The following is a 24869-nucleotide window of genomic DNA, read 5'->3' on the forward strand; positions in this document are numbered from 1 at the left end:
CCCTGCGACACCGTGTTCATCCGCGCCTCGGACGGGCAGTTCGACGGTGTGGTGACGATGTATCACGACCAGGGCCAGATCGCGATGAAACTGATGGGCTTCGACCAGGGCGTGACGGTTCAGGGCGGGTTGCCCGTCCCGATCGCCACCCCGGCCCACGGTACTGCCTTCGAAATCGTCGGCCAGGGAGTCGCCAAGACCGGCCCCAGCCAACGTGCTTTCGAGATCGCCGTCGGCCTCGCTTCTCAGAAGATGGCCGCCGACGTCGCCTGAGAGCTGACGGTCGAGCACGACCGGAGAAATGCACATAGACCACCGTGGCAAGCCGCCGCAGTACAGCCAAGGAGATAGTGATGAATCGACGTTCCAAGTATGTGGTGCCCGCGCTGACGATCTCGGCAGCTCTGGGTCTGAGCGCCTGCGGGGGCGCCTCCGGGAGCGGGGGAGGTGGCGGGGAGGAATTCTCCGCTCCCGACAACGTGCGCATGATCGTCCCGTTCGCTGCCGGCGGCGGGTCGGATCTGGCCGGCCGCGCCATCGCCCAGGGACTGGAGGAGGTGACGGGTTCCACCGTGACGGTGGAGAACATCACCGGCGGGGACGGCGCGATCGGATACTCCGAGCTGTTGGGCAGCGCGGGCGATCCGGGAGTGCTGCTGGCCAGCGAAACGGCCCTGATGACCTTGCCGATCGCCCAGGACGTCGAGTTCACGTACCAGGATTTCACCCCGATCATGAAGGTCGGTGAGGACTACAACGTCATGATGGTGAACGCGGATTCGCCGTTCCAGACCTGCATGGATGTCGTCGACGCTGCCCGGAACGGCACGGTCAGCACCGCGATCTCCGGAGCGACCGGTCCGGAGTTCGTGGCGTGGACCCAGATCGAGGAGCAGTTCGACGTCAAGTTCGAGCCCGTGGTCTACGAGTCGGGCGGGGAGATCGCCGGCGCTCTGCTGGGTGGGCACATCGATGTCGCCATGACCAATCCTGGTGAGGCCATGGGCCAGTTCGAGTCCGGGGATCTGCGACCGCTGTGTGCCTTGGCGCCCGAGCGCTACGAATACGAAGTTCTGGCCGATGTGCCGACCGGAATCGAAGAGGGCATCGACGTGACCTTCGCCCAGTGGCGCGGCTTCATTGCCCCAGGAGGGATCTCCGAGGAGGCCAAGCAGCACTGGATCGAAGCCGGGCAGGAGTATGCCGAGACGGAGGGCTTCGACGAGTACATCGAGTCCAACCTGCTGCAGGCTCAGGTCGCGTACGGGGACGAGTTCACGAGCTACCTGGAGGAGTACCACAATGAGCTTGAAGACGTCATCGGTGACCAGTAAGGGCGGGAGGCCGGAGCGCAAGAAGCCGGCAGTTCCCGACGTCGTCGGCACGGCTCTGCTGGGTGTGGTGGGAGCAGTCGCGGTCTTCATGGGTCTGGGCTACGGCTTCATGCGCGATGAAAACCAGATCGGTCCAGGCTTCCTGCCCGTCCTGACCGGCGCCTTCATTCTCGTGGCTTCCCTGGCCGAGGTCGCACGGCTGTACTTCTCCTCCGGCACACGTGGCGGTGCTCTCATGGATGCCGCCGAAAGGGCCGAGGAAGAAGCGAAGGCTGCCGCACGGAAGCTGAAGGAAGAATCCGGCGAGGAGAAGGACACCTTCGGCCGGACCAGCGCCGAGCGCAACCGGGCGATCGTCAAGGTCTTCTTCGCTCTGTTCGTCGCACTGCTGTTGGTGCCGGTGACAGGCCTGCTGTTGGCGCTCACGGCCATGGTGCTGGTCATCGTCCTGTGGGTCGAGCGCAAGCCCGTGGTGCCCTCCGTCCTGATCAGTTTCGGAGGCTTGGCCGCCGTCTACCTGATCTTCGTTCAAATCCTCGGTGTGCCCGTACCTCAGGGCATGTTGGGCCTGATCTAGTAAGGAATCCAGCGTGCTTGACAACCTCCTCCTCGGTATCGACACAGCCTTCTCGGTGGAGAACCTCCTGTGGTGCTTCATCGGTGTGATGCTGGGCACCGTCATCGGCATGTTGCCCGGCCTCGGTTCAGCCACCGGCGTGGCAATCCTGTTGCCCGTGACTCTGAGCATGGAGCCGGTGACTGCGCTCATCATGTTGGCCGGCATCTACTACGGCAGCCAGTACGGGGCCTCCATCAGTTCCATTCTGATCTCCACCCCGGGTGATTCGTCGAGCGTGGTGCTGACCCTGGACGGTTACCAGATGGCCAGGAACGGCCGAGCGGGCGCGGCCCTTGCCATCTCAGCGATATCGTCCTTCATCGCGGCGATCCTCTCGCTCGTCGGCCTCATGATCCTCGCCACACCGATCGCGGCCTTCGCGCTCAAATTCGGCCCGGTGGAGAACCTGACCATCATGCTGCTCGCCCTGGCCACGATCGTCTCGTTCGCCGGCGAGAACGTGCTGCGTGGAATCATCATGGCGGCGGTCGGCCTCCTCCTCTCCATGGTGGGCGTCGCGTCAGGATTCGCGACGGCGCGCTACACCTTCGGCAGCGTCAATCTCCTCAGCGGATTGGGGTTCATCGCGGTGCTGATCGGGCTCTTCGCCATCGGTGAGGTCCTCCACCAGATCCACCGCGGTGGGGAGAAACCCATCAAGGCCCGGTTCCGCGACCTGATCGTCACGAAGACAGAGCTGCGACGCTCGTTCCCTCCGGCACTGCGGGGAACCGGTCTCGGTTTCGCCCTCGGCGTGCTTCCCGGCGCGGGAGCCACCTTGGCCTCCTTCATGTCCTACGGGGCGGAAAAGCAGGTCAGCAAGTACCGCCATGAGATCGGTCAGGGCGCCGTCGAAGGTGTGGCTGCTCCTGAGGCGTCCAACAACGCCGCCGCCAATGCCAGCTTCATCCCTACCCTGTCACTGGGCATTCCCGGCAGCGGCACTACTGCGGTCCTGCTGGGTGCCTTCGTGATCTTCGGTCTTCAGCCGGGTCCGCTCCTGTTCGAACAGCAGCCGGACCTCATCTGGGGACTCCTCGTCTCCTTCTTCATCGGCAATCTGTTCCTGCTGATCCTCAATCTGCCTCTGGCTCCTGTCTTCGCCCAGATCCTGCGGCTTCCCTACAGTTACCTCTATCCGATGATCCTCTTCATCAGCCTCATCGGGGCGTTCGCCGTGGGCAACAACACCTTCGCCCTGTGGGTCGTGTTCGTCGCGGGCCTGTTCGGATACTTCATGAAGCGGTTCGACTTCCCTGCGGCTCCGCTCGTGCTCGGTCTGGTCCTGGGCCCCCTGCTGGAGAAGTACCTCGTGCAGACCTCGTCCCTGGCCCAGGGGGATCCGCTCATCCTCTTCCACAGCCCCATCTCGACCTTCTTCGTCCTGGCGGCGATCCTCGCGTTCATCGGGCCGCCGATGGCCGGCGTGCTTCGTCGTCGACGCGATCGCAACCGCGACCGAGACCGCGACCGGGACAAGATCCCCGCCTGAGCCCGAAAGCGCCACGCAAGCGAATTCCGGACCCGCTTCGCGGGGGCCGGCACGGCATGAACAACATGAAAGGCAATCACGATGAAAATCATGGGCGCTGTCCTCGAGGAGATCGGACGCGAACGGCCTTATTCCAGTTCAAGGCCCATCTCTGTCTGTGAGCTGGAGCTGGACGGTCCGGGGCCGCACGAGGTGCTCGTGCGGATCGAGGCAGCCGGTCTGTGCCACTCGGACCTGTCGGTGGTCGACGGCAACCGCGTACGTCCGGTTCCGATGCTGCTGGGGCACGAGGCCGCCGGGATCGTGGTCGAGACGGGATCGGAAGTGACCGATGTGCGTCCCGGGCAGCGGGTGGTGACGGTGTTCCTGCCGCGGTGTGGTGACTGCGACAACTGCGCGACCAACGGCAAGCTGCCCTGCACCGAAGGCTCGGCGTCCAACAACAACGGTGAGCTGCTGGGAGGAAACTCCCGGCTGTCCCGCCAAGGGGAGGCCGTCAAACACCACATGGGCGTGTCCGGTTTCGCCACCCATGCTGTCCTCAACCGTCGGTCGGTGGTGCCCGTGGGCGACGACATCCCACCTGCCGCAGCCGCCGTCCTCGGTTGCGCGGTCCTCACTGGCGGCGGTGCGGTGCGAAACGCCGGCAAGCCGTCACCCGGTCAGGACGTCATGATCGTCGGTCTGGGAGGTGTGGGCATGGCCGCCCTGCTCACGGCGCTCTCGCTCACGAGCCAGGCGGAGAACCCGGGAAAGGTGATCGGAGTCGACGCCAATCCGGACAAGCTCGCACGTGCCCGAGAACTCGGGGCCACCTCGGTGTACTCGCCACAGGAGGTGGAGGAACTGGGGATCAAGGCCCCGGTGGTCGTAGAAGCTGCAGGCCACCCGAAGGCGTTCGAGACGGCGGTCGCGGCAACCGCCGCCGGAGGGACCACCGTGACCGTCGGCCTTCCCTCCCCAGATGCGCGTTCCTGCATCGCGCCCCTGGGAGTCACGGCTGAGGCTCGGACCATCATCGGGTCCTACCTGGGATCTGCGGTGCCAGAACACGACATACCGGCCTACGCCCAGATGTGGCGCGAGGGGCGCCTGCCGGTGGAGGAACTCGCCTCGGCCACCATCCGGCTGGAAGACATCAACGAAGCCATGGACGAGCTGGCCGACGGCAGGGCGGTCCGCCAGATCATCGTCTTCGACTGAGCGTCCTGCGCCGGGCCACGGCCCCGTCCTGCGTCCGTGGCAGAAGCCCGGTGCCGGGTCGGCGGACGGGGGGATCCAGTGTCCGGCGGTCCGCGCCCGGTGCTGGTGTCCGGGGACCGGCTGGTGGACCTGTTCCCCCGCGGGTGGACCAATAAGGATTGTGATCGGTGCCGGTACTTCGGCGGCCCGGACAGCACGGACATGTGGTGGCCCCGACACCGATGTGCCCGGAGGATGCTTCCTTCGCATCCAACCTCAGATGAACATGCCGCTGGTCTGGCCTCAGACCCGCAAGAAAGGGAATTCCATGGGCAACCGTGCAGACATTCGGGTCACCGTGGGCGGCGACCTCTCCGTCATCGCTGAGTCGGTTCCCACCGGTGCGGGATCCTGAGGAGAAGCATGGAAGATCTTGTTGACCACGGGACGGTCCGTGCGGAGTCCGGCGCCACCAGCAAGCAGGCCCGGGCGCAGCCGGATGTGCTCGAGCGCTTGCAGGTTGCCGGCGTGGCCGCTGATTCCTCGCCGCGCCGGCTGGCCGAGTACGCCTACGACGCCTCCAACTACCGGGTGGAGCCGCTGGCGGTGGTGTTCCCCCGCAGTCGGGACGAGGTAGTGGCCACCGTGGCGGCGTGCCGGGAGACCGGTACCCCGCTGGTCGGCCGCGGCGGGGGTACCTCCATGGCCGGCAATGCCGTGGGCCCCGGTGTGGTTGTGGACTTCTCCCGTCACCTCGATGGTGTGCACGGCGTCGACGAGACCGCCGGCACCGTGGACGTCGATCCCGGGGTGGTGCTGGCCGATCTCACCCGCCAGGTGGAGACAGCCACGGGCGGAAGACTCACCTTCGCCCCGGATCCCTCCTCGAAGAGCCGCGCGACGGTGGGCGGGGCCATCGGCAACGACGCCTGTGGGAACCACTCCGTGCGCTACGGCCGCACTTCCGACCACGTGGTCGAGATCGACGTCGTCACCACCGACGGCGCGCGGCTGACGGCCACCACCACGGGCCTGCGCGCCACCGACCCGTCCGATGACGCGTCGGCCGCCCGTGCGGCCGAGCTGACGGAGTCACTGACGCGGCTGGCGCGGGAGAACCTCGCCGTCTTCCGGCTCGAGCTGGGCCGGATCCAGCGCCAGGTCTCCGGGTACCACCTGGAGAACCTGCTGCCGGAGAAGAAGTTCAACATGGCTCGGGCCCTGGTGGGCACCGAGGGCACCTGCGCCGTCGTGGTCGGGGCCCGGATGAGGCTGGTGCCCAAGCCGGCCAGCGCGCTGCTGGTGTGCCTGCACGCCGACGTGGTGGAGGCCGCCCGGGACGTTCCCACGATCCTGGAGTTCTCCCCGGCGGCGGTGGAGGGCACCGACGAGGCCATCGTGGAGACCATGCGGTTCCGCCGTGGGGCGGACTCCGTGCTGGGCCTGCCCGCCGGACGGGCGTGGCTGTTCGTGGACCTTGACGGCGAGGACCCGGTCACCGTGGCCGCCGCGGCCGAGCGGCTTCTGGCCCGGCTGGGACAGAACGGGCGGCTGGTGGAGGGTCGGGCCGTGCCGGACCTGGTGGAGCGTGCCTCGCTGTGGCGGGTGCGGGAGGACGGGGCGGGACTGGCCTCCCGGCTCGCCTCCGGAGGGGAGTCCTGGCCGGGTTGGGAGGACTCCGCGGTCGCCCCGGAAAAGCTGGCGGACTACCTGGCGGATCTGCGCGCCCTGCTGGCCGATCACGGGCTCGACGGCGTCATGTACGGTCACTTCGGCGCCGGCTGCATGCACATCCGCATCACCTATGACCTGCGCACCGACGCCGGGCGGGCCGTGTTCGGCGACTTCACCCGTGCTGCGGCCGAGCTGGTGGTCCGCCACGGCGGGTCGTTGTCCGGCGAGCACGGGGACGGCCGGGCGCGGTCCGAGCTGCTGCCGATCATGTACTCCCCGGCGGTGCTCGCCGCCTTCGCCGCCTACCGCCGGCTGTGGGACCCGGCCGGGATCCTCAACCCCGGCTCGATCACCGTCCCGGACCCGATGGACGCGCACCTGGCGCTGGCCGGGGTCCCGGCGCGGGAGTGGCGCACCAGCTTCGACCTGCGCCCGCTTCACCGCGGCGGGGGATCTCTCGCTGAGACCGACGACGCCGCGACGGCCGGCGGCGCGGGCCTTGACCCGTGGGTGCAGGCAGTGCAGGGCTGCATCGGCGTGGGCCGCTGCCGTGCGGACATCGGCGGGGTCATGTGCCCCAGCTACCGGGCCACCCGCGACGAGAAGGACTCCACCCGGGGCCGGGCCCGGGTGCTGCAGGACATGGTCCGCGGGGCGGCCACCGTGCAGGAGGGCTGGCGCTCGGAGGAGGTGCGCGAGGTGCTGGACCTGTGCCTGTCTTGCAAGGCGTGTTCCACCGACTGCCCGGCCGGGGTGGACATGGCCACCTACAAGTCCGAGTTCTTCGACCACTACTACGCCGGCCGGCTGCGACCGATGGCGCACTTCTCCCTGGGCTGGCTGCCGCGGTGGCTGAAGCTGACCGGCCGGGTTGCCCCGCTGGTCAACGCGGTGCTGGCCACACCACTGGCCAAGGTCGCGGCCCTGGTCGGGGGACTGACCACCCGCCGGGCGATGCCCCGATTCGCCAGAACAGGGGAATGGCGTCAGCAGGTTGCCGCCGCCGGGGTGCTGTCCCCAGGTGACCCGCAGGGAGCAGTAGTGCTGTTCGTGGACACCTTCACCCGCGGGTTCCGTCCTGAGGTCGCCGGGGCCGCCGCACGCGTGCTGACCGAGGCCGGGGAATCTGTGCAGTGCTCAGCACAGGCCTGCTGCGGACTCACCTGGATCTCCACCGGCCAACTCGGCACCGCGAAAAAACTGTTGGCCCGGGCCGCAGAAGCCCTCGACGACGGCACCGATCGGCCGATCGTGGTCGTGGAGCCCAGCTGCGCCGCAGCCCTGCGCAAGGACCTGCCCGAGCTCGTCCCCACCGACCAGGCCAAACGGGTCGCGGCCCGGGTGCGCAGTTTCGCCGCCCACGCCGCCGACCTCGTCGCGGACGGGTGGACTCCGACCCCGGCCCGCCCCGTGCCCGAACAGGTGGTCCTGCAGACCCACTGCCACGAGTACTCGGTGTTCGGCGCGGGCAACCAGCGGGCCGCGCTGGCCGCGGTCGGGGTGGCCGAGGTGGTGGATGCCACCGGCTGCTGCGGGGTGGCCGGCAACTTCGGCTTCGAGGCCCAGCACTACGAGGTGTCCATGCAGGTCGCCGAGAACGCTCTGGCACCTGCCCTGCGCGGCACCGGAGCCGAGGCCGCGGTGCTCACCGACGGGTTCTCCTGTGCCATGCAGATCAACCAGCTCGACGCCACCAGGACGGGTGTGCACCTGGCCCAGCTCCTGGACCCGGGCCGGCCACAATTCCGAGCGGCCGCCCCCGACCGAACCCACTCCACGACCCCGAAAGAGGACACCCCATGACCACCAACGTCAACGCCTCCCGCACCTCCCAGCCGGCTCTGAACGCCGTCGGCAAGGTCAGCACGGGCCTGTTCATCGACGGCCGGTGGTGCGAGGCCGCCTCCGGGGCCCGCTTCGACGTCGTCAACCCGGCCACCGAGGAGGTCATCGCCACGGTCGCCGACGGCGGCCCCGAGGACGCCGCCCGCGCCATCGAGACCGCCGGGCGCGTGCAGAAGGACTGGGCGAAGACCTCCCCCCGGGCGCGCAGCGAGATCCTGCGCCGCGCCTACGACATCATCATGGACCGCCAGGACGAACTGGCCCTGATCATGACCACGGAGATGGGCAAGCCCTTCGCCGAGGCCAAGGGCGAGGTCGCCTACGCCGCAGAGTTCTTCCGCTGGTTCTCCGAAGAAGCCGTGCGCATCGGCGGGGACCAGACCACCACCGGGGACGGCAAGAACCGCATCCTGGTCTCCAAGGAGCCGGTGGGCCCGTGCGTGCTGGTCACCCCGTGGAACTTCCCGCTGGCGATGGGCACCCGCAAGATTGGCCCCGCGATCGCCGCCGGCTGCACCATGGTGTTCAAGCCCGCCAACCTCACCCCGCTGTCCTCCCTGGCCCTGGTGGACATCCTCGTGGAGGCCGGCCTGCCCGCCGGCGTGCTCAACGTCGTGTGCACCTCCAGGGCCTCCTCCGTGGTGGGCCCGTGGATGTCCTCCGGCATCGCCCGCAAGATCAGCTTCACCGGCTCCACCGAGGTCGGGGTGCGCCTGCTCGAGCAGGCCGCCCAGCACGTGATGCGCTCCTCCATGGAGCTGGGCGGCAACGCCCCGTTCCTCGTCTTCGCCGACGCGGACCTGGACCGCGCCGTGGAGGGCGCCGTCGCGGCGAAGATGCGCAACATGGGCGAGGCCTGCACCGCGGCCAACCGGCTGTTCGTGCAGCGCCCGGTCGCCGAGGAGTTCTCCGCACGGCTCGCCGCACGCCTGGGCGTGCTGTCCGTCGGCGACGGCGCCCAGCACGGCACCGACGTCGGACCCCTCGTCGAGGAGAAAGCCCTCACCAAGGTCCAGGAACTGGTGGACGACGCGGTGGCCAAGGGCGCCACCGTGGTCTGCGGCGGCTCCCGCCCGGACCGCCCCGGCTACTTCTACACCCCCACCGTCCTGTCCGACGTGGACCCCTCCGCCCAACTCATGAACGAGGAGATCTTCGGCCCGGTGGCCCCCGTCATCCCGTTCGACACCGAGGAGGAGGTCGTGCGCATGGCCAACGACACCCCCGGCCTCGGCCGCGAGGGCGGCCGCGTGGGCATCGAGGAGTTCCTCGAAACCAAGTACATGGCGGTTCCCCGTGCATGACGGGCAGGCCTCGGTCTGTCGCTTCACGGCTGAACCCAGCAACCGCAAGTCCGGCAAATGGGCGGACGGACATCGGAGATCGTGGTGTCCGGCAATGGCGTACGCCACCGTTGCTCCGACTGTGGGCTTCTGACGAAGTCGGCGTCCCAGGAGAACACCACACTTCGTGGCAACGCGACTGCAAGCGAGGGAAAGCGGCATGGAGATAGGCATTTCGGGCGGGTCGTGCGTGCAGCGCAGCATCCTCGCGGACCAGGTGTACAAGGAGATCCTCGCGCGCCTCATGGACGGGGAGCTGAAGTCCGGGGATCCCGTCAGCATCGACGGCACGGCGCGGGAGCTGGGCGTTTCCCCCACGCCGGTTCGGGAGGCTCTGGCGCGGTTGGAATCAACGGGTCTGGTCGTTCGGGCCGCGTTGCGCGGTTACCGCGTGGCGCCCCTACTGACCCACGAGGAGCTGCTGGACCTCATGGACGCGCGGTTGCTCATCGAGCCGTACAACGCCGAACTGGCCTGCGGCCGCGCGGACCCGCCGTTCCTGGAGGCCCTCGAGCGTTCCATCGAGGACCACCGCGACGCCCCGAACGGGCCCCACTTCTCCGACTACCGCTCCTACTGGGAGGCGGACGAGCGCTTCCACCGGCTCATCGCGGAGCAGGCGGGGAACAAGTTCGTCCTGAGGGCCTACGAGTCCCTCGGCGGGCACGTGCACCGGTTTCGGCTCTTCGGCGGATTGGGGGTCCAGGACGCCCGGAGCGCCACCGAGGAGCACACGCAGATCCTGCAGGCGCTGCGCCGAGGTGATGCCGGGGCAGCCCGGATTGCGATGGCCGGGCACATCTGCGGCGTACGGGAGCGTGCGATGGACGAATACGAGCGCACTGATCGGAATGCCCGGAATGCCACTGCCCGATACGTGCGGCGACATGGGACTGCACGACAAGCAGGCCCGGCACAGGGATTGCCGTCCTAGAGCAACGCTTCTTGGGGGATCGGGTGTGCGGTTCCCATCGGGAGAGGAACCGCACACCCGGTTCACAAGCGTGGAGTCAGCGCACCCGGATGTAGACCGGACCCGAGCCGACGTGGACGGTCTGGATGACCGTCTGGTAGCCGTTCCAGCCGCCGTGGACGGCCTTGCCGCCGCCGATGTACACGGCGATGTGGGCGAAGCCCATGCCGCCGTTGGCGTAGTAGACCAGGTCACCGGGCTGGGCCTGGGCGGCGGAGACCCGGTGGCCGAGATTCAGGTAGGAGACCGGCCACCCGTGGTGGTTGATCCCGGCCGCACGCAGGGACTTGGTGACCAGGGAGGTGCAGTCCTGACCCACGCCGAGCTGGCTCTTGGCCGCGGCGGCGATGGTCGCGGCCTTGCCGGACTGGGACTGGATGCTGAGGAGCTGCTGGGGGGCTGCGACCGGGGCGGCCTGGGCCGGGGCCACGCTGCCGAGCGCCATGGCGCCGGCGGCGACCGCCAGGGTCGCGGTGCGCCCCAGGGGGAACGAGCGCTGGGCGCGGTGGCGGGGCGTGCGGGAGTGGAAGATGGGCATGAGTGATGTCCTCCCTCTTGCCTGCGAGGTGAGCTGTCGGATGCGGGTGGGAGACACCCGGTCGCAGGGTGGAGGCCCTGGCGACTTAACCCCTAGGTCCCGGGGGAGGGACCGTTCGTGGTTCCCCCGCTTCTGCCGAGCGATGTGTTCAGGGGGCCCCGGGCACCGGCAGAATTCGGCGATGTGCACGGGGGTGTCGATCAGTGGGGGGATCGGCACGGAGAGAACACTAATCGAAAAGTAACGAGAAAGTCTCGTTTTGATCACGGGCGTGTCTCAGAATCTGCTGCAATCCGGCCGTGGGCCTTCGCGCTCGCGCGAAGCTGCTTGGGGAGGGGGGCGGCGGGGATCCTCTGGTCGGTGCATCTCAAGACAAAAGTGGGCTTGACCTGGGGCTCTGTTCCACTCGTGTTCGCCGGCGAGTCCGCCTCTGCTCTGGGGCGGGGCGTCCGGGGGTGACACGCACGTTATGGCGCGAGAAACCGCGGGGAATGCTTCACGGAGCATTAAGCAGCCGACGTGGGCGGCTCCTTGGTGGGGGCGGAAAAGGCGATCTCTTAGTGGGTCCCAGGGTCCAAACGGGAATTCGCTAAAAGAAATTACTGCGTTTGTCATGACCGCCCGGTGTGGGTCGGTTTTCTTCGCGGACCCTTCCGGCGTGCCTGCCCTACATCCCGCCCTTGTCGACCTCGGCGGCATCGAGCAGGTCGTCCAGGACCCGGTCGAGGCGGGCCACGAGGGACAGGTGCCCCTCGTGCTCCAGCAGGTGCGCCCGGGCGCCCGGCACGTGCGCGGCGAGCCACTCCCCGTGGGATACCGGGACGGTGCGGTCCTCCCGGCCGTGCCAGATCCGCGTCGGCACGGCGATCTCCTCCACGGCGAAGCCCCACGGACGGTCCACCGCCAGGTCGTCGTCGCGCCAGCCCACGATGCCCTGGCGCAGGGAGTGCTCGGCCGCGCCCATGACGTAGTCGGCGAAGTCCCCGGTCATCACCGCCCGGTCCACCGGCGGGAGCATAGCGCGCAGCAGTTCGACGACGTCGCCATCCGGCGCCGAGGCGGCCGCGGTCATGGCCTGCACCTGTTCCTCGAGGTAGGCCTCGAGCGCCCGGCGACCCTGCCGGGCGGCGGTGAACTCGGCCGCGCTGTCCTCGTCCATCCCGGCGACCGGGTCCAGTCCCTCGGCGCGCGGCGGAGCACAGCCGGCCAGGGAGCTGACCGTGCGGCAGCGGCCGGGCAGCAGCGCGCCGCAGGCCAGGGCGCGCGGGCCGCCGCTGGACCAGCCCAAAGTGAGGAACTCCTCCGCACCCAGCTCGTCCAGGACGCACCGGATGTCGGCCACGGCGTCGGCCACCGTGCCGGGGGCCGTATGCTCCGGGAGCGGGTCCGAGGTGCCGTAGCCGGGGCGCGAGACGGTGAGCACTTGCAGCCCGCGCTCCGTAGCCGCGCGCTCGAGCGGCCCGAACGGGACCGCGGCGCCGGGGGCGCCGTGGTGGAAAATCACCGGCAGGCCGCCGGGCGGGCCGGTGAGCCGGAACTCCAGGCGGCGCCCTCCGGCGCGGCGACGCTGCGGTTGCCCTGATTCTCCGTGTGCGCGCTCATGCCGTCCCCGCTCTCCGGTGGCCGCTGCTGGGCTGCTGTGGCGCCTGGTGGCCTACACGCTAGGGCTCGGCAGTGTCCGCGACCAGGGCGGCGGGGGCATGTGACGGGCCGGCACCGGGCGCGACGGCAGCGCGGCCCATCCGGCGGGGGTGTCCTGCTCCAGCGCTCGGCCGAGCTCGTCACGTCAACCGGTTGTGCCACCAGCAGCGTCGTCGTGAATCAGCGCTCCGCACGATGTCGCCGCTGTCCGGTCCGGCGGTTCCTCCGCATCCGGCCTACGACAGCGGGGCTCGCCCCGGACCCGGCCGGCCGGCGAAGGCCTGGACGATGTCGAGCCAGGCGTCGGCGTCGGGGCCCTCCGCGACGAGGTTCCCGTCCTGGCGGTGCCGCCGCCGGGTGGCGAGCAGGGCGAAGTCCAGGGCCGGGCCGTGGACACGCTGACCTGCCTCGGCCGGTCCCCAGGTCCAAGTTTCTTCCTCGTGGGTGAGCTCGACGCGGAACGGCTCGGCCGGTGGATCCAGCCGGCGCTGCCGGAAGGCGTAGTCGCGGGTGGCCACGCCCAGATGGGCAACGTGCCGCAGCCGGTGCGAGGCGACCGGGGGAACCCCGAGGGCGTCGCGGACGTCCTGGCCGTGGGCGAAGGTCTCCATGATCCGGGCGCTGGCCATCATGGGCGCCCCCATGGGCGGGCCGATCCACGGGATGCGCTCGCCTTCCGGCACGGCGGCGAGCCGCTCGAGCACACGGCGCCGGCTGTCCTGCCAGGACGCCAGGATCTCGGCCGGGGGCCGCGCGGCTCCCTCCTGGGCGCCGCGGTCGACGACGTCGGTCTCCGCCGCGAACCGCTCCCGCAACTGCGCGAAGACCTCCGGCTCCTCGAGGGCAGTGAGCACGGTCCGCTCCGTCCAGGTGAGGTGGGCGATCTGGTGGCGGACCGTCCACCCCTCCGCCGGGGTGGGGAGGTCCCAGTCCTCCGCGGACAGCGGCCGCAGCAGCTCCTCGAGCAGGTCTCCCTCCTGGCGCAGGTCGGCCAGCAGGGCGGCGGGATCGGGGCGGGTCATCGGCTCATCACGGTGCGCAGCTCCTTCTTGAGGATCTTGCCGGTCGCGTTGCGGGGCAGGTCGTCCAAGAACTCTACGTCGGTGGGCACCTTGTAGGCGGCCAGGCGCTCGCGGCACCAGGTGCGCAGCTCCTCGGCGGTTGTGGTGGAGCGCCTGCTCAGCACCACGAACGCCCTGCCGGTCTCGCCCCACCGCTCGTGCGGGACCCCGACCACGGAGGCCAACACGACGTCGGGGTGCTGGTAGAGCGCGCTCTCGACCTCGGCGGGGTACACGTTCTCCCCGCCGGAGATGTACATGTCCTTCCACCGGTCCACGATGTGGAAGATGCCGTCCTCGTCGACCTGGGCGGCGTCGCCGGTCCGGAACCAGCCCTCGGGCGTGATGGCCTGGGCGGTCCCTTCCGGCTTGTTCCAGTACCCCTGCATGAGCAGGGGGCCGCGCACCCACAGCTCGCCGATCCGGCCGGCGGGCAGCTCCGAGCCGTCGAGGTCGCGGACGCTGCACTGGGCGTGGACCACCGGCACGCTGATGGCCGAGGTGCTGTCGCTACCGCGCGGGGGCATGGTCAGGACGGTGGACCCGGCCTCGGTGGCGCCGGAGTCGGCCATGACGGTCACGCCCTTGGCCGCCCGCTGGTCCACGAGAGTCCGGGGGAGGGGCGAGCCGCCGACGGCGGCGACAAAGGGCCGCAGCCGCGCCTCCGTCACGGATCAATCCGTGGTTGCAGAACCCCTGAATGACACGACTAAAAGGCTGGTCGGCGAGTCAAGGAAAGTCAGGGCAGTCCCAAGCTGTGACAAGCGCGACGGACGTAGAACCGAGTGATGTGCCAGTGCCAGTCCGCAACTCCGTCAGTTAGTCATCGTATTCGTGAGATGACGGCCGATGTACCCGATGTAGATCTTGCCGGTGTTCGTGTAGTCATCGTGGTAGTGCATACGGGGACTCAGCATCCCGATCGAGGCGAGTTTGAAGTGTGCCTTCATCGCGATGACCTGTTCGGACGAGACCTCCGCCGGGACTGGGAAGATCCTTTCGCCGCCGAACTGCTTCATAGTGACTGCGGTCTCGGTCGCGCCGTGCTTGCCGGCGCTGATCCCGTCGTAGCCTTCGGGCCGGTTCTTCAGGAATTGGTCCACGCCATTGTCCCAGTTGCCGTCGTTGCGCGCCCGGACGTACTCGCGGAGTGCAATGCAGGCTTCCCATGCGCTTCGCACGGCCAGCTGAAGGGTGTCCGCGTCGTCGACGACACGTGCTTTATTCCGATCACCTGTGAAAACCAGGACGTCCTGGTCTTTCCCCAGCCGATCAATGAGTTCCACGCACGACGCGGGATAGGTTTCCAGAGTGTCCTCAGGCGCCTCGCCGAAGGCCGTCTCGTAGTCGGACATCTCCGCGAACCGGTCCCGCAACCAGCGGACCGTCCGACGGGACTTCTCCAGATCGTCCTGTAGCTCGGCACGCTCTAGTTGCTGATCCTCGAGCGCGCGCACCGCATCGCGTCGAAAGTCCTCGAGTTCTTCGATCCGATCGAGCTGCTCCTTGATGCGCAGGCTAGCCGCCTGTAACGCCCCGCTGCGAAGGCTTTCGGGAGACGGCGCGGTGTGGCCGGGATGGATCGCCTGCTCCAGGGCGACGCGGGTGATGGATGTGATGCCCAGGACCAAACGGATGAGATCGAGCTGCGCCTCCGCCGCAGCGACGGCAGGAGGTTCGGCACGATCTGTGTCGATGTCCTCGAGGTCCAGCGCCTGGGGCTTCGCGTCCGTCGGTGCGGCGCTGATGACGGCTGGCGACGGGACGACCTCTGTGCGGTCGCGGTCAGAGGGGGTGGGTTCCCCGAAAGCCGCGAGCAGTGCACGAGTCTCCGCGCGGGCGAAGGCTCGTTTCGCGCGGATGACTTCTGTCGGATCCAGGCGAGTGGCCGCATGACGGCGGGCGGTGTTCGCCAGGAGTTGCCGGAGCCGCCAGTCCTTCTCGTTGGCGAGGGTGGCCGTCGTCAAATACCGGTGGCGGCGGGAGTCCACGATCTGAGCCGGCGCCACTCCCGGGTAGTACGTCCGCAACATCCATGGGCCAACGGCGTGGTAGCCCAGTCGATCGCTGAGCATCTGGGTGGCGCGTGGTGTAAGGACGATCGACTGCGCCATGCCGAACACCTCACGGGTCCACGTGGACACCCGCTTCCGGAAAGCCTCGTAAAGGTCCGGCTCGTCACCGGTCCCCGCGACGAACACGAGCCCGTGCCGGTCCTGGTCTTCGAGCAGCTCCACGAGCCGGTCGACCTCGTTGATGTCCCACTGCTTGACCTCGTCAAGGAGCTGCATCGAGGCGTCGCGCACATCGAGGGCCTGCATGAGATACCGGGCCAGTTTGGGAACGGCGACGAAGTACCCCTCGGAATTCGTGACGGTCAGGTCGATCCATCCGGCGGAGGACGCCACCACCTCGGTGCACCACGTGCCTTGGGGTGTCTCCGATTCGACGAGCCGGCACCGGACGTAGTCGTCATGACCCCGGGTGTGCTCGACGACCGACGCCCGGACTCCTCTCGCCATGAATTCGACACGGTTCGTGCTGTCGAAGTCGATGCCCTTGTCGCGCAACCACGTCACGAACTGGTCCTGGACAGTGGGAAGGGTCAGCTGGGGCGTCTCGGTGCGCATGAACGCGCGGTAGTCGCGCGGTCCAAGTGCATCTGGATCTTCGGTCTCCACCACTTGTGACATCGTGTCCCTGTTCTGTCAGCGGCGTGTGCATCTCGCCTGGGTGCTGGGGTCCGTCGCCCCCTCCGCGGCGTGAACCTAATGTTTTTGCATCTTATGACCGGAGGACGACATCTTTCGGCGCACGCGGCCATGCGCCGAACTGGATCTTTGGAGCCCCACGAACGGGCACTCTCGCCGGTTGATCAGACTGGTGTGGGTGGTGCTGAGGAATTTTGTGGCGGGCATCGCCGGTGGTGCCCTGGTCACGATCAGGTCAATGCTGCGCCAGCACAGCACAACGGCGCTGAACGGTTAGTGCGCATGGCGCGCCGTGAAGTCGCTGGTCTCACTTTGGGCGAGTTCTTCGACAGCTGGGGGCGGGCTGTCTCTGGCAGAGTGGGGACAGGTTTCGCTCGCGCCGGACCTCAGCACGCGAATCGGCGGCCGGCGGCCGTCCCATTCGCGAGCGGTTGCTTTCGTTGGCCGTCCATCTGTCGTGAGCTTGCGCAGCCGAGCTAGGCGCTTCGTATCGTCCGATAATAAAAAGCTGATGGAAGTGGGGTTGTGACACCATGGTGGGTGCCTATGACGCAGACCCGGTATTTCAGGCGAACCCTTCGCACCTGGATTACTTGCTTCAAAAGATTCATAATGGGGCGCTCGCCATTCCGGATTTTCAGCGAGACTTTACGTGGGAGCCGAAGCGAACAGCTACGCTGCTTCGTTCAATGATGTCCCGGTTCCCCGCCGGCACGTTTCTCTTTTGGGCAGTTGGACCTGAGAACCAGAAGTTCGGTTGGCGCGCTGTTGAGGGCGCACCCTCCCGCACAACACACCCGCAGGAACTCATATTGGATGGCCAGCAAAGGCTGACCTCCCTCTATCGAGCGTTGAATGGTGTAGGGGAGGAGCGCTTCTATCTGAAAATTCGCGAATTTGTTGATCTTCCGTCAGAATCAAATCTTGAGGGTCAGCTTTTTGACCAGTCAGATGTTGAGTTCGAGAACGCGGTCTTTTGGCATCCAGTGGAGTCAAAAGAGGCCAAGGCATTGGAGTCCCGAGCGCGCGCATCAAAGAACATGTTTTTTCCGTGGATGAACATCGGGATTTTGATGACTGGCTCGACGAGTACGCGGCCCACTACGCTTCCAGCATGGACGAAAAGTCCACTAAAAAGCTGCTAAGGCAATTCCGTGAGCGTTACCTAACGCCGCTCCGCTCGTATGGGTTTCCAGTGGTTACGCTTCCGAGTCACACCAAAATAGAGGCAGTTGCAACCGTCTTCGAGACCTTGAATAACACCGGGAAGCCGCTTGGGCCTTTTGAGTTGCTTACGGCTAGGTTCTACCCTGAAGATGTCTTCCTTCGAGACCTATGGGATCAGGCGGTTGCAGACCATGAAATTCTCGAGGACTTTTCGATCGATGCTTATAGTGTGCTCCAGGCGATCACACTAAGAGCTCGTAATTCCGCGCAACGGAGCGACGTATTGCGTAAGTTGGAGGCGAGCGATGTTCAAGCCAACTGGGAGGCAGTTGTACGAGGATTTGCACGTGTTCTGGACCTGCTTCAAGCCGAGTGCGGCGTTGTGGCGCCGAAGCTGCTCCCCTATACCATGCTCCTCGTTCCAATGGCGGCAGTGTGGGATGATATCGCAAAAGTCAAGGGTCCCGAACAGGTAAATGTTCTGAACCGACTCAAGCAGTTTTTTTGGTGCACTGTATTTTCAACTAATTATGATCAAGGTGCAAATAGCCAAGCAGGCGCTGATTACGCCAAACTCAAGTACTGGCTGTTTGACTCGTCGCAGGATGCACCCGAGGCGGTTTCGGAATTTTCCCTCGCGGAATCTTCTCTTCGGACCGCAACAACGAGGCGGAAGGCCCTCAATGCCGGAATGCTTGCTCTTGCTGTGACGACCGGTGCGCGTGATTTCCACAACGGTATGAAGCTAACTGCTGAAAGAGTCAAGGCTGATAAAATCGACTCCCATCACATTTTTCCTAAGGCTTTCCTCAATGGTAAATCTGACGAGAAGGGTCGTCGATTTAATTCTGAGCTAGTGCTCAACCGCGTTCTTATCGATCCGGTCACAAACAAAACCATAGGGGCGAAGGCGCCAAGCATCTATTTTCAGGCCCTGCGAGAAACCTTGGGTGAAAAAGAACTGGTTGAGATTCTCCGATCGCACCTCATGGATGCTGACGATGAGGATGATCCATTGCGTAAGGATAACTACGAGGAATTCATTGATCGACGACTTGACGACGTCATTATGGCCATCGAAAGCGTTACTGGGAAAGGGGTCACTAGAGAATTCGACGAGTAGCTTGCTTACGAGGGAGCTGAGGGTTGGCACGCGAGATATTGCAGGAAACAGGCAGTAGGCGCTGGAACGAGTCGATCCAACGGGCGCAGTCCGGGAAAAGGGGACCGTTGTCTTTAATTGTTGGCAATTCGACACGGCGTGGAAGCGGACGCAGCCAGTGAAGCACGCCCAGGAGGCACATTGACCCAGATTTTCGACAACCTGCAGGACAAGACCCGTCTGGGGTGGAGGTTGCAGGAGGTCTTCGAGGCGTACAGCTCCATGGATGTGGCAGTGGGGTACTTCAACCTGCGGGGCTGGGAGATGCTGGACGCCGAGGTCCGCGCGAAGATGACCGCCGGCGCCGAGTTTCCCGTCGCTCGGGTGCTGATCGGAATGGTCATGCCTGGGGAGCACCGGCAAGCTCTGGAGGCCCTCCAACGGGCGGTGGACGGTTCCGAGGAGGCCGAGGCCGATCGTCCTCGCGCCAGGGAGCGGCGAAACGAACTGGTGAACCATCTCCGGGAGCAGCTCATGCACGGGATGCCGACTCAAAAGGACCGAGAGGCCCTTCAGTCCCTGCACGAGTTCGTCCAGCTGGGAGCTGTGGAGCTCAAGGTGTTCACCCGTCGTCCCCTCCATGGCAAGACGTACATCTTCCACCGGGAGGACGTCTCGGCCCCGCACATCGGCTTCGTGGGTTCGTCGAACCTGACCTTTCCAGGACTGATGAGCAACCTCGAGCTCAACACGGACGTTGTTGAGCAGCACGCAGCAGAGCAGCTTGCCCGGTGGTTCCAGGAGCGCTGGGTGGACCGATGGTCGCTGTCAATCCAGGATGAACTGCTGGAGCTGCTGGAGGAGTCCTGGGCGTCTCCTTTGGTACGTTCCCCGTATGAGGTGTACCTGAAGGTCTGCCACGACCTGTCCCGGGATGTGCGGGAGGGGTTGGACGGGTATGTGCTCACCGGCCCCATCGCCGGCCAGTTGCTGGAGTACCAGGCCACGGCCGTCAAGACCCTGGCCCGGCGGGTGATGGCCCATCGCGGCACGATGCTCGGTGATGTGGTGGGTTTGGGCAAGACGCTAACGGCGGTCGCGGTCGCCCAGGTGCTGCGCGATGAGCACGGGTACCAGCCGCTGGTGGTGTGCCCGAAAAACCTTCAGTCGATGTGGGAACGCCACATGGAGGCTTATGACCTGCACGGCCGCGTCGTGCCCTATTCCATGGTCCACCGAGTGCTGCCGGACCTGCGGCGCTACCCGTTCGTGATCGTGGATGAGTCCCACACGCTGCGCAACGAGAACACCCGTACGTACAACGCCGTGCACGAGTACATCAGTGTCAACGATTCCAAGGTGTTGCTGCTGACGGCCACACCGTACAACCTGCGGTTCACCGATGTGGCCAACCAGTTGGGCCTGTACATCGATGAGGACGAGGACTTAGGGATCGCCCCGGTCAACGCCTTGGCGGAGAACCCGCACCTGGCCGAGAACCTCGAGTTTGGCCAAACCACCCTGGCTGCGTTCCGTAAATCCGAGCACCCCGAGGACTGGAAACGGCTGATGGGTGAGAACCTGGTGCGTCGCACCCGGTCCTTCATCCGCGACAACTATGCCGAAACCGACGAGGCCGGCCGGCAGTATCTGACCTTCTCCAACGGGGAACGCTTCACCTTCCCCGACCGCCGCGCCATCCCGGTGGACCACGAGTTCACCGAGGACGACCCGGCCGCGAAGATGGTCGCCGACACCACCCTGGACGCGATCAAGGAACTGCAGCTGCCGCGCTACGACCTGGCCGCCTACTTGGCGCCGTCAGCTGCGGGCCTGATGAATGACGACGAACGATCCCTGGTGGAGGACCTGCAACGTTCCCGCGGGCAGGTGGCCGGGTTCGTGCGCACCAACTTCTACAAGCGCCTGTCCTCCTGCGGGCACTCCTTCATCCTCTCGCTGCAGCGCCACCTGTCCCGCAACCGGTTGTTTCTCCACGCCATCGATGAGGACCTGCCGCTACCGGCCGGCACGATCGACGCCAACGTCCTCCAAGGGGATACGGACGCCGAAGTGGAGGACGAGAGCACCACGTCCTTGCGCCTGGGCGGGCAGCTGACCGAACCGGCCCAGGACTACGCCCTGCTCGAGGAAAAGGCTCCGGCCTCGGTGCGATGGATCCGCCCGCAGCTGTTCACCTCCCATCTGCGCCGTGACTTGGTGGCGGATTCTGAAGCCATCGAGGGATTGCTGAGCGACTACGGGGCGTGGAGCCCGGAGGGGGACTCGAAGCTGGCGGGCCTATTGCGTCTGGTGCAGCAGGAGCACCCGGGGGAGAAGGTGCTGATCTTCACCGAGTACAAGGACACCGCCGACTATGTCGCCGCCGCCCTCCAGGAGCTCGGTGTCGAGCAGGTGGACGTGGCCACCGGTGAGGTAGAGGACCCGACGGCACTGGCCCGCCGGTTCTCCCCGAAATCGAACTCCCGGCTGATCGCCACCGACGAGTCCTTGACCCCGCAGGACGAGCTGCGCGTGCTGGTGGCCACCGACGTGCTCTCGGAGGGCCAAAATCTCCAGGACGCCCACGTGGTCGTCAACTACGACTTACCCTGGGCGATCATCAAGCTCATCCAGCGCGCCGGCCGTGTGGACCGAGTGGGCCAGGACGCCGAGGAGGTGCTGATCTACACGATCAGCCATGGCAGCGTGGAAGACGTGCTGAACCTGCGCACCCGCATCCAGCACCGCCTGGCCGAGAACGCCAGCGCCTTCGGTTCCGACGAACGGTTCTTCGGCACCGAGGGGGAAGTGCGGGTCATCAAGGACCTCTACGACGGCACCCTGGCCGACACCGAAGCCCAGGAGGACGTCGACGCCTCCTCCCTGGCCTTCGAGGTCTGGCGCAAAGCCACCCAGGACGACCCGGCCCTGGCCGAGTGCATCGCCGGGCTGCCGGACATGATCGACGCCACCCGCACCCCCCGGCTTCAGGAACAGGAGGGAGTGGCCTGCTATGTACGCACCGACTCCGGCAACGAAGGCTTCGCCTACGCCCACCCCGACGGGACCACCCGACTGCTCACCGGCCACGAAGCCCTGCGGGCCTTTGAGGCCGCCCCCGGCCAACCCGGCCTGGAACGCCGAGGCGACCACGACGAGCTGGTCGAGGCCATGGTCCGGGGCCCGCTGAAGGAATCCGAGAACACCGCCGGGCGACTGCGCGGGGAACGCAAGATCATCTGGCAGCGCCTCGGCGAGACCCTGCACAACTACGACCCGGTCACCGACAAAGCCGTCTCCGCCATCTACGAGGCCCCGCTGACGGTCACCGCCACTCATCGGTTGCGCCAAGCACGGCGTGCCGGCGCCACGGATGAGAACTTGCTGGCCCTGATTCGCAGGTTGCACCAGGACAACGACCTCACCATCAGTACCAAAACCGGGACCGATCCAATCCGGATCGTCTCCACCATGGGAGTCAGCGCATGAGCACCATCCTCGACCTCGTCGACGGTCACGAGTTCACCAAGCTCTTCGTCGAAGAGCTCGGTTGGGACCGCCCCGACGCCCACAAGACCTGGACCCCACCCACCGCAGGGGAGGGCTACACCCTCACCCAGGCGCCTCCTTCAGCGGCCTGCGCGTTTGGCACTGCCCGACCCTCCCCTCCCGGTCCGTGCAGCGCGGCATCGACAATGAATTGAGCAAGGCCAACGCCGAACGCCTGGTCATCTTCTCCGACGGCACCCATCAGGAATGGCGCTGGCCCCGGCACCGTCAGCTCGGCGGGGTTAACGCCAAACTCATGGTCCACCCCCACACCGTGGGCGAACCCGACCAGAACCTCGAGAGCCGGCTCAAGGCCATAGAGCTGGGCATCGATGACGACGTCACCCTCACCCAACTGCTGACCCGGATGCGGGTGGCCTTCGATGTCGAGTCCGAGACCGCCTCTCAGCAGGCTGCCCGCCTGATGGGCACCCTCTACGAACACCTCAACACCGCCGGGATGGAACCTACCCAAGCCACCCTGCTGCTGAGCCGGCTGCTATTCCTGTTTTTCGGCGACGACACCGGCATGTGGCGCCCCAACGCTTTTCGCGACTGGATCGCAGAGTACGTCACTGCCGATGAGGTCAGCACTAAGCTGGGCGAGCTGTTCGGTGTCCTCGACGATCCGCAGGCCGACAATGGGACTGCCAACGCCAAACCTTGGACACTCGACGAGCAGTATGAGGGCTTCCGCTACGTCAACGGCAGCCTCTTCGCCGAAACCCTGAACATCCCCCCGCTGGACGCCACGTTCCGGGGCGAGCTCCTGGAGGCGTGCAAATTCGACTGGTCCGTGATCTCCCCTGCGGTCTTTGGTGGAGGAACGTCTTGACCGCGCCTGGGACAACAAAGCCGAGCTCACCAAGCTTCACAACCACCTCGGCGATCTGCGCTTTATGGACCCCGCCTGCGGCTGCGGCAACTTCCTCGTCGTCACCTACCGCGAACTCCGGGCCCTCGAGCTACGCCTGCTCAAGCGCCGCGAGGAACTCGACGTCCTCGACAGTCGCAGAAGCGGCCAGAACCGCGCGCAGTCCGCGATTCATCTTGAAGGTGCCACCGAAGTTAGAGTCAGCCTCGACCACTTTTACGGTATTGAGCTGGAAGACTGGCCAGCCCGCATCGCACAAACCGCCATGCTTTTGGTGGATCACCAAGCTAATCAAACCATGGCCGAGGAGTTCGGCACCGCTCCCGCTAAACTCCCCATCAAGGTCAGCGCCGCTATTATGCAGGGCAATGCTCTAAGAACTGAGTGGAAGGATCTGTTACCCTCCTCGGTTAATGTATTTATCTTTGGTAACCCACCCTTCTTGGGCCACGCCACACGCAATGACGAACAGGCGGGGGACCTTCGCCACGTCTGGAGACGCAAGGACATTGGTCGGCTCGACTACGTCACTGGCTGGTATGCCAAGGTTTTGGACTACTTTCGTGACGTTAATGGTGGACGTTGGGCTTTTGTCTCAACGAACTCCATCGTCCAAGGTGAGCCGGTTCCAGCCCTGTTTGGCCCAGTCTTTGCAGCGGGATGGCGTATTCGTTTCGCCCACCGTACCTTCGCATGGGCCTCTGAAGCACCGAGTGCTGCCGCTGTTCACTGCGTGATTATAGGCTTCGACAAGAATATTAAATCATTTGGCCGCCTGTTTTCCTATTTAGACCTACGAGGTGTGCCAGATCAGCAACCCGCCAAGTTCATTAACGGGTATCTCGTCGATGGTCCCAACGTCCTGGTAGAGCAACGACGTGCGCCACTGGCACCCGGTCTGCCGCCTGCCACCTTCGGCAACATGCCCCGTGACGGGGGGCATCTTGTGGTCGCCCCGGAGGAGTACGAGGAGGTAGTTAGGGACCCCGTAGCTTCTGAGTACTTGCGCCTGTTTATCGGCGCCCGCGAACTCGTGCGCGCAGAAGAGCGCTGGTGTTTGTGGCTCGTCGATCTCGATCCCGCCGACGTCAAACGATCCCCCGTTCTGCGCGAACGGCTGGAGTCTGTGCGAACGTTCCGTATGGCCAGCACTGCGGCCTCCACGCGGACCATGGCAATGACTCCGCACCTGTTCGGCCAAAGATCTCAGCCTGACACGGACTATGTTTGTCTTCCCAGGGTGGTCAGCGAACGACGACCGTACTTTACCGTTGCGCATCTGCCGTCCACCACCATCGTCAGCGACGCGGTGTTCAAGGCGGAAGACCCTGATGGGTATTTATTTGCTGTGGCTTCATCGTCCATGTTCCTCACTTGGCAGAAAACCGTAGGAGGTCGACTTAAGTCAGACATCCGATTTTCTAACACTTTGGTGTGGAACAACCTGCCGTTGCCAGCAGTGGAGAAGGCTATTCGCCAAGAAATTATTGAAGCCGGGCGTGGAGTCCTCGCGGCTCGAGATTTCCATCCGGAATACTCGCTTGCGGAGCACTATAAGTTGCATGGCATGGATCCTCAGCTAAAAAAGGCCCATGATGAACTTGACGCCGTCGTGGACCGGGCTTTCGGGGCCAAGAGAACCTGCACGAGCGAGAAGCAGCGGCAGGAGGTTCTCTTCGCTCGATACGCCGAAATGACCGCTCACTAGGGGAGTTCAAATATTGAGCGCTTGACAGCTTTCTCGGCCATGGGTGAGGGACC

19 protein-coding genes and 1 riboswitch are annotated in these 24869 nt (G+C 65.8%); of the genes, 14 read left to right on the forward strand and 5 right to left on the reverse strand.

Features of this window, described 5'->3' with window-relative positions; all coding sequences use genetic code 11:
* From BJF77_RS04850 to BJF77_RS04885, 8 genes are all read left to right on the forward strand, one after another.
* Positions 1-273, forward strand: a 273-nt coding sequence (locus BJF77_RS04850; RefSeq protein ID WP_187347253.1) for a 4-hydroxythreonine-4-phosphate dehydrogenase PdxA, incomplete at its 5' end; no start/stop codon positions are given.
* An 80-nt stretch (positions 274-353) separates the two neighbouring features.
* Positions 354-1334, forward strand: coding sequence for a tripartite tricarboxylate transporter substrate binding protein (locus BJF77_RS04855; RefSeq protein WP_075871438.1), 981 nt, complete (start codon positions 354-356; stop codon positions 1332-1334).
* On the forward strand, positions 1303-1911 hold the full coding sequence (locus BJF77_RS04860) for a tripartite tricarboxylate transporter TctB family protein (protein ID WP_083664967.1): 609 nt from the start codon (positions 1303-1305) through the stop codon (positions 1909-1911). Before BJF77_RS04855 ends, BJF77_RS04860 begins: the two co-directional genes overlap by 32 nt.
* Positions 1912-1924: 13 nt before the next feature.
* On the forward strand, positions 1925-3445 hold the full coding sequence (locus BJF77_RS04865; protein WP_075871440.1) for a tripartite tricarboxylate transporter permease: 1521 nt from the start codon (positions 1925-1927) through the stop codon (positions 3443-3445).
* A gap of 81 nt (positions 3446-3526) precedes the next feature.
* On the forward strand, positions 3527-4648 hold the full coding sequence (locus BJF77_RS04870; RefSeq protein WP_075871441.1) for an alcohol dehydrogenase catalytic domain-containing protein: 1122 nt from the start codon (positions 3527-3529) through the stop codon (positions 4646-4648).
* 402 nt (positions 4649-5050) lie between these two features.
* Complete coding sequence (locus tag BJF77_RS04875; protein ID WP_075871442.1) at positions 5051-8104, forward strand: FAD-binding and (Fe-S)-binding domain-containing protein; 3054 nt, start codon at positions 5051-5053, stop codon at positions 8102-8104.
* Positions 8101-9450 carry an NAD-dependent succinate-semialdehyde dehydrogenase gene (locus BJF77_RS04880; protein WP_075871443.1) on the forward strand — a complete coding sequence of 450 codons (1350 nt, stop codon included), beginning with the start codon at positions 8101-8103 and terminating at the stop codon, positions 9448-9450. Before BJF77_RS04875 ends, BJF77_RS04880 begins: the two co-directional genes overlap by 4 nt.
* Positions 9451-9649: 199 nt before the next feature.
* The gene (locus BJF77_RS04885; protein ID WP_083664968.1) at positions 9650-10423 is read left to right on the forward strand and encodes a GntR family transcriptional regulator; all 774 of its coding nucleotides are present in this window, start codon (positions 9650-9652) and stop codon (positions 10421-10423) included.
* Between the two features lie 76 nt (positions 10424-10499).
* Here BJF77_RS04885 and BJF77_RS04890 read toward each other — a convergent pair whose 3' ends face one another.
* From BJF77_RS04890 to BJF77_RS04910, 5 genes are all read right to left on the reverse strand, one after another.
* Complete coding sequence (locus tag BJF77_RS04890) at positions 10500-11000, reverse strand: NlpC/P60 family protein (RefSeq protein WP_075871444.1); 501 nt, start codon at positions 10998-11000, stop codon at positions 10500-10502.
* Between the two features lie 5 nt (positions 11001-11005).
* Positions 11006-11191: riboswitch (cyclic di-AMP (ydaO/yuaA leader) on the reverse strand.
* Between the two features lie 476 nt (positions 11192-11667).
* Entirely contained in the window at positions 11668-12504 is an 837-nt protein-coding gene (locus tag BJF77_RS04895; RefSeq protein WP_222844963.1) for an alpha/beta fold hydrolase, read from the reverse strand.
* A 373-nt stretch (positions 12505-12877) separates the two neighbouring features.
* A complete protein-coding gene (locus BJF77_RS04900; protein WP_075871446.1) occupies positions 12878-13663 on the reverse strand; it encodes a TIGR03084 family metal-binding protein in 786 nt (261 codons plus the stop codon).
* Entirely contained in the window at positions 13660-14373 is a 714-nt protein-coding gene (locus BJF77_RS04905) for a class I adenylate-forming enzyme family protein (RefSeq protein ID WP_075871447.1), read from the reverse strand. The genes BJF77_RS04900 and BJF77_RS04905 overlap by 4 nt, the downstream gene beginning before the upstream one ends.
* A 144-nt stretch (positions 14374-14517) precedes the next feature.
* Positions 14518-16386: a hypothetical protein gene (locus BJF77_RS04910; protein ID WP_083664969.1), complete on the reverse strand. Its 1869-nt coding sequence runs from the start codon at positions 16384-16386 to the stop codon at positions 14518-14520.
* 560 nt (positions 16387-16946) lie between these two features.
* On the opposite strand from BJF77_RS04910, the gene BJF77_RS20990 reads away from it, so the two are divergent.
* The 6 genes from BJF77_RS20990 (at position 16947) to BJF77_RS19360 (ending at position 24816) form a co-directional block, all read left to right on the forward strand.
* A complete protein-coding gene (locus BJF77_RS20990; RefSeq protein ID WP_075871448.1) occupies positions 16947-17558 on the forward strand; it encodes a DUF262 domain-containing protein in 612 nt (203 codons plus the stop codon).
* The gene (locus BJF77_RS19350) at positions 17528-18703 is read left to right on the forward strand and encodes a hypothetical protein (RefSeq protein WP_222844964.1); all 1176 of its coding nucleotides are present in this window, start codon (positions 17528-17530) and stop codon (positions 18701-18703) included. Before BJF77_RS20990 ends, BJF77_RS19350 begins: the two co-directional genes overlap by 31 nt.
* Positions 18704-18883: 180 nt before the next feature.
* On the forward strand, positions 18884-22174 hold the full coding sequence (locus tag BJF77_RS04920; RefSeq protein ID WP_075871449.1) for a helicase-related protein: 3291 nt from the start codon (positions 18884-18886) through the stop codon (positions 22172-22174).
* Positions 22171-22389 (forward strand): hypothetical protein, encoded by a 219-nt coding sequence (locus BJF77_RS20795; RefSeq protein ID WP_187347254.1) that lies wholly within the window; start codon positions 22171-22173, stop codon positions 22387-22389. Before BJF77_RS04920 ends, BJF77_RS20795 begins: the two co-directional genes overlap by 4 nt.
* Positions 22362-23069 (forward strand): type IIL restriction-modification enzyme MmeI, encoded by a 708-nt coding sequence (locus tag BJF77_RS19355; RefSeq protein WP_139318438.1) that lies wholly within the window; start codon positions 22362-22364, stop codon positions 23067-23069. Before BJF77_RS20795 ends, BJF77_RS19355 begins: the two co-directional genes overlap by 28 nt.
* Positions 23053-24816 (forward strand): DNA methyltransferase, encoded by a 1764-nt coding sequence (locus BJF77_RS19360; protein ID WP_255396142.1) that lies wholly within the window; start codon positions 23053-23055, stop codon positions 24814-24816. Before BJF77_RS19355 ends, BJF77_RS19360 begins: the two co-directional genes overlap by 17 nt.
* Positions 24817-24869 lie beyond the last annotated feature (53 nt).

The sequence above is a fragment of the Kocuria sp. CNJ-770 genome (assembly GCF_001942375.1).
Taxonomy (GTDB): domain Bacteria; phylum Actinomycetota; class Actinomycetes; order Actinomycetales; family Micrococcaceae; genus Kocuria; species Kocuria oceani.

Coding starts and splice junctions, on each gene's coding strand:
- BJF77_RS04855 (WP_075871438.1), top strand. CDS start 354: ATGAATCGACGTTCCAAGTATGTGGTGCCCGCGCTGACGATCTCGGCA.
- BJF77_RS04860 (WP_083664967.1), top strand. CDS start 1,303: ATGAGCTTGAAGACGTCATCGGTGACCAGTAAGGGCGGGAGGCCGGAG.
- BJF77_RS04870 (WP_075871441.1), top strand. CDS start 3,527: ATGAAAATCATGGGCGCTGTCCTCGAGGAGATCGGACGCGAACGGCCT.
- BJF77_RS04875 (WP_075871442.1), top strand. CDS start 5,051: ATGGAAGATCTTGTTGACCACGGGACGGTCCGTGCGGAGTCCGGCGCC.
- BJF77_RS04880 (WP_075871443.1), top strand. CDS start 8,101: ATGACCACCAACGTCAACGCCTCCCGCACCTCCCAGCCGGCTCTGAAC.
- BJF77_RS04885 (WP_083664968.1), top strand. CDS start 9,650: ATGGAGATAGGCATTTCGGGCGGGTCGTGCGTGCAGCGCAGCATCCTC.
- BJF77_RS04890 (WP_075871444.1), bottom strand. CDS start 11,000: ATGCCCATCTTCCACTCCCGCACGCCCCGCCACCGCGCCCAGCGCTCG.
- BJF77_RS04900 (WP_075871446.1), bottom strand. CDS start 13,663: ATGACCCGCCCCGATCCCGCCGCCCTGCTGGCCGACCTGCGCCAGGAG.
- BJF77_RS20990 (WP_075871448.1), top strand. CDS start 16,947: ATGGTGGGTGCCTATGACGCAGACCCGGTATTTCAGGCGAACCCTTCG.
- BJF77_RS19350 (WP_222844964.1), top strand. CDS start 17,528: ATGGACGAAAAGTCCACTAAAAAGCTGCTAAGGCAATTCCGTGAGCGT.
- BJF77_RS20795 (WP_187347254.1), top strand. CDS start 22,171: ATGAGCACCATCCTCGACCTCGTCGACGGTCACGAGTTCACCAAGCTC.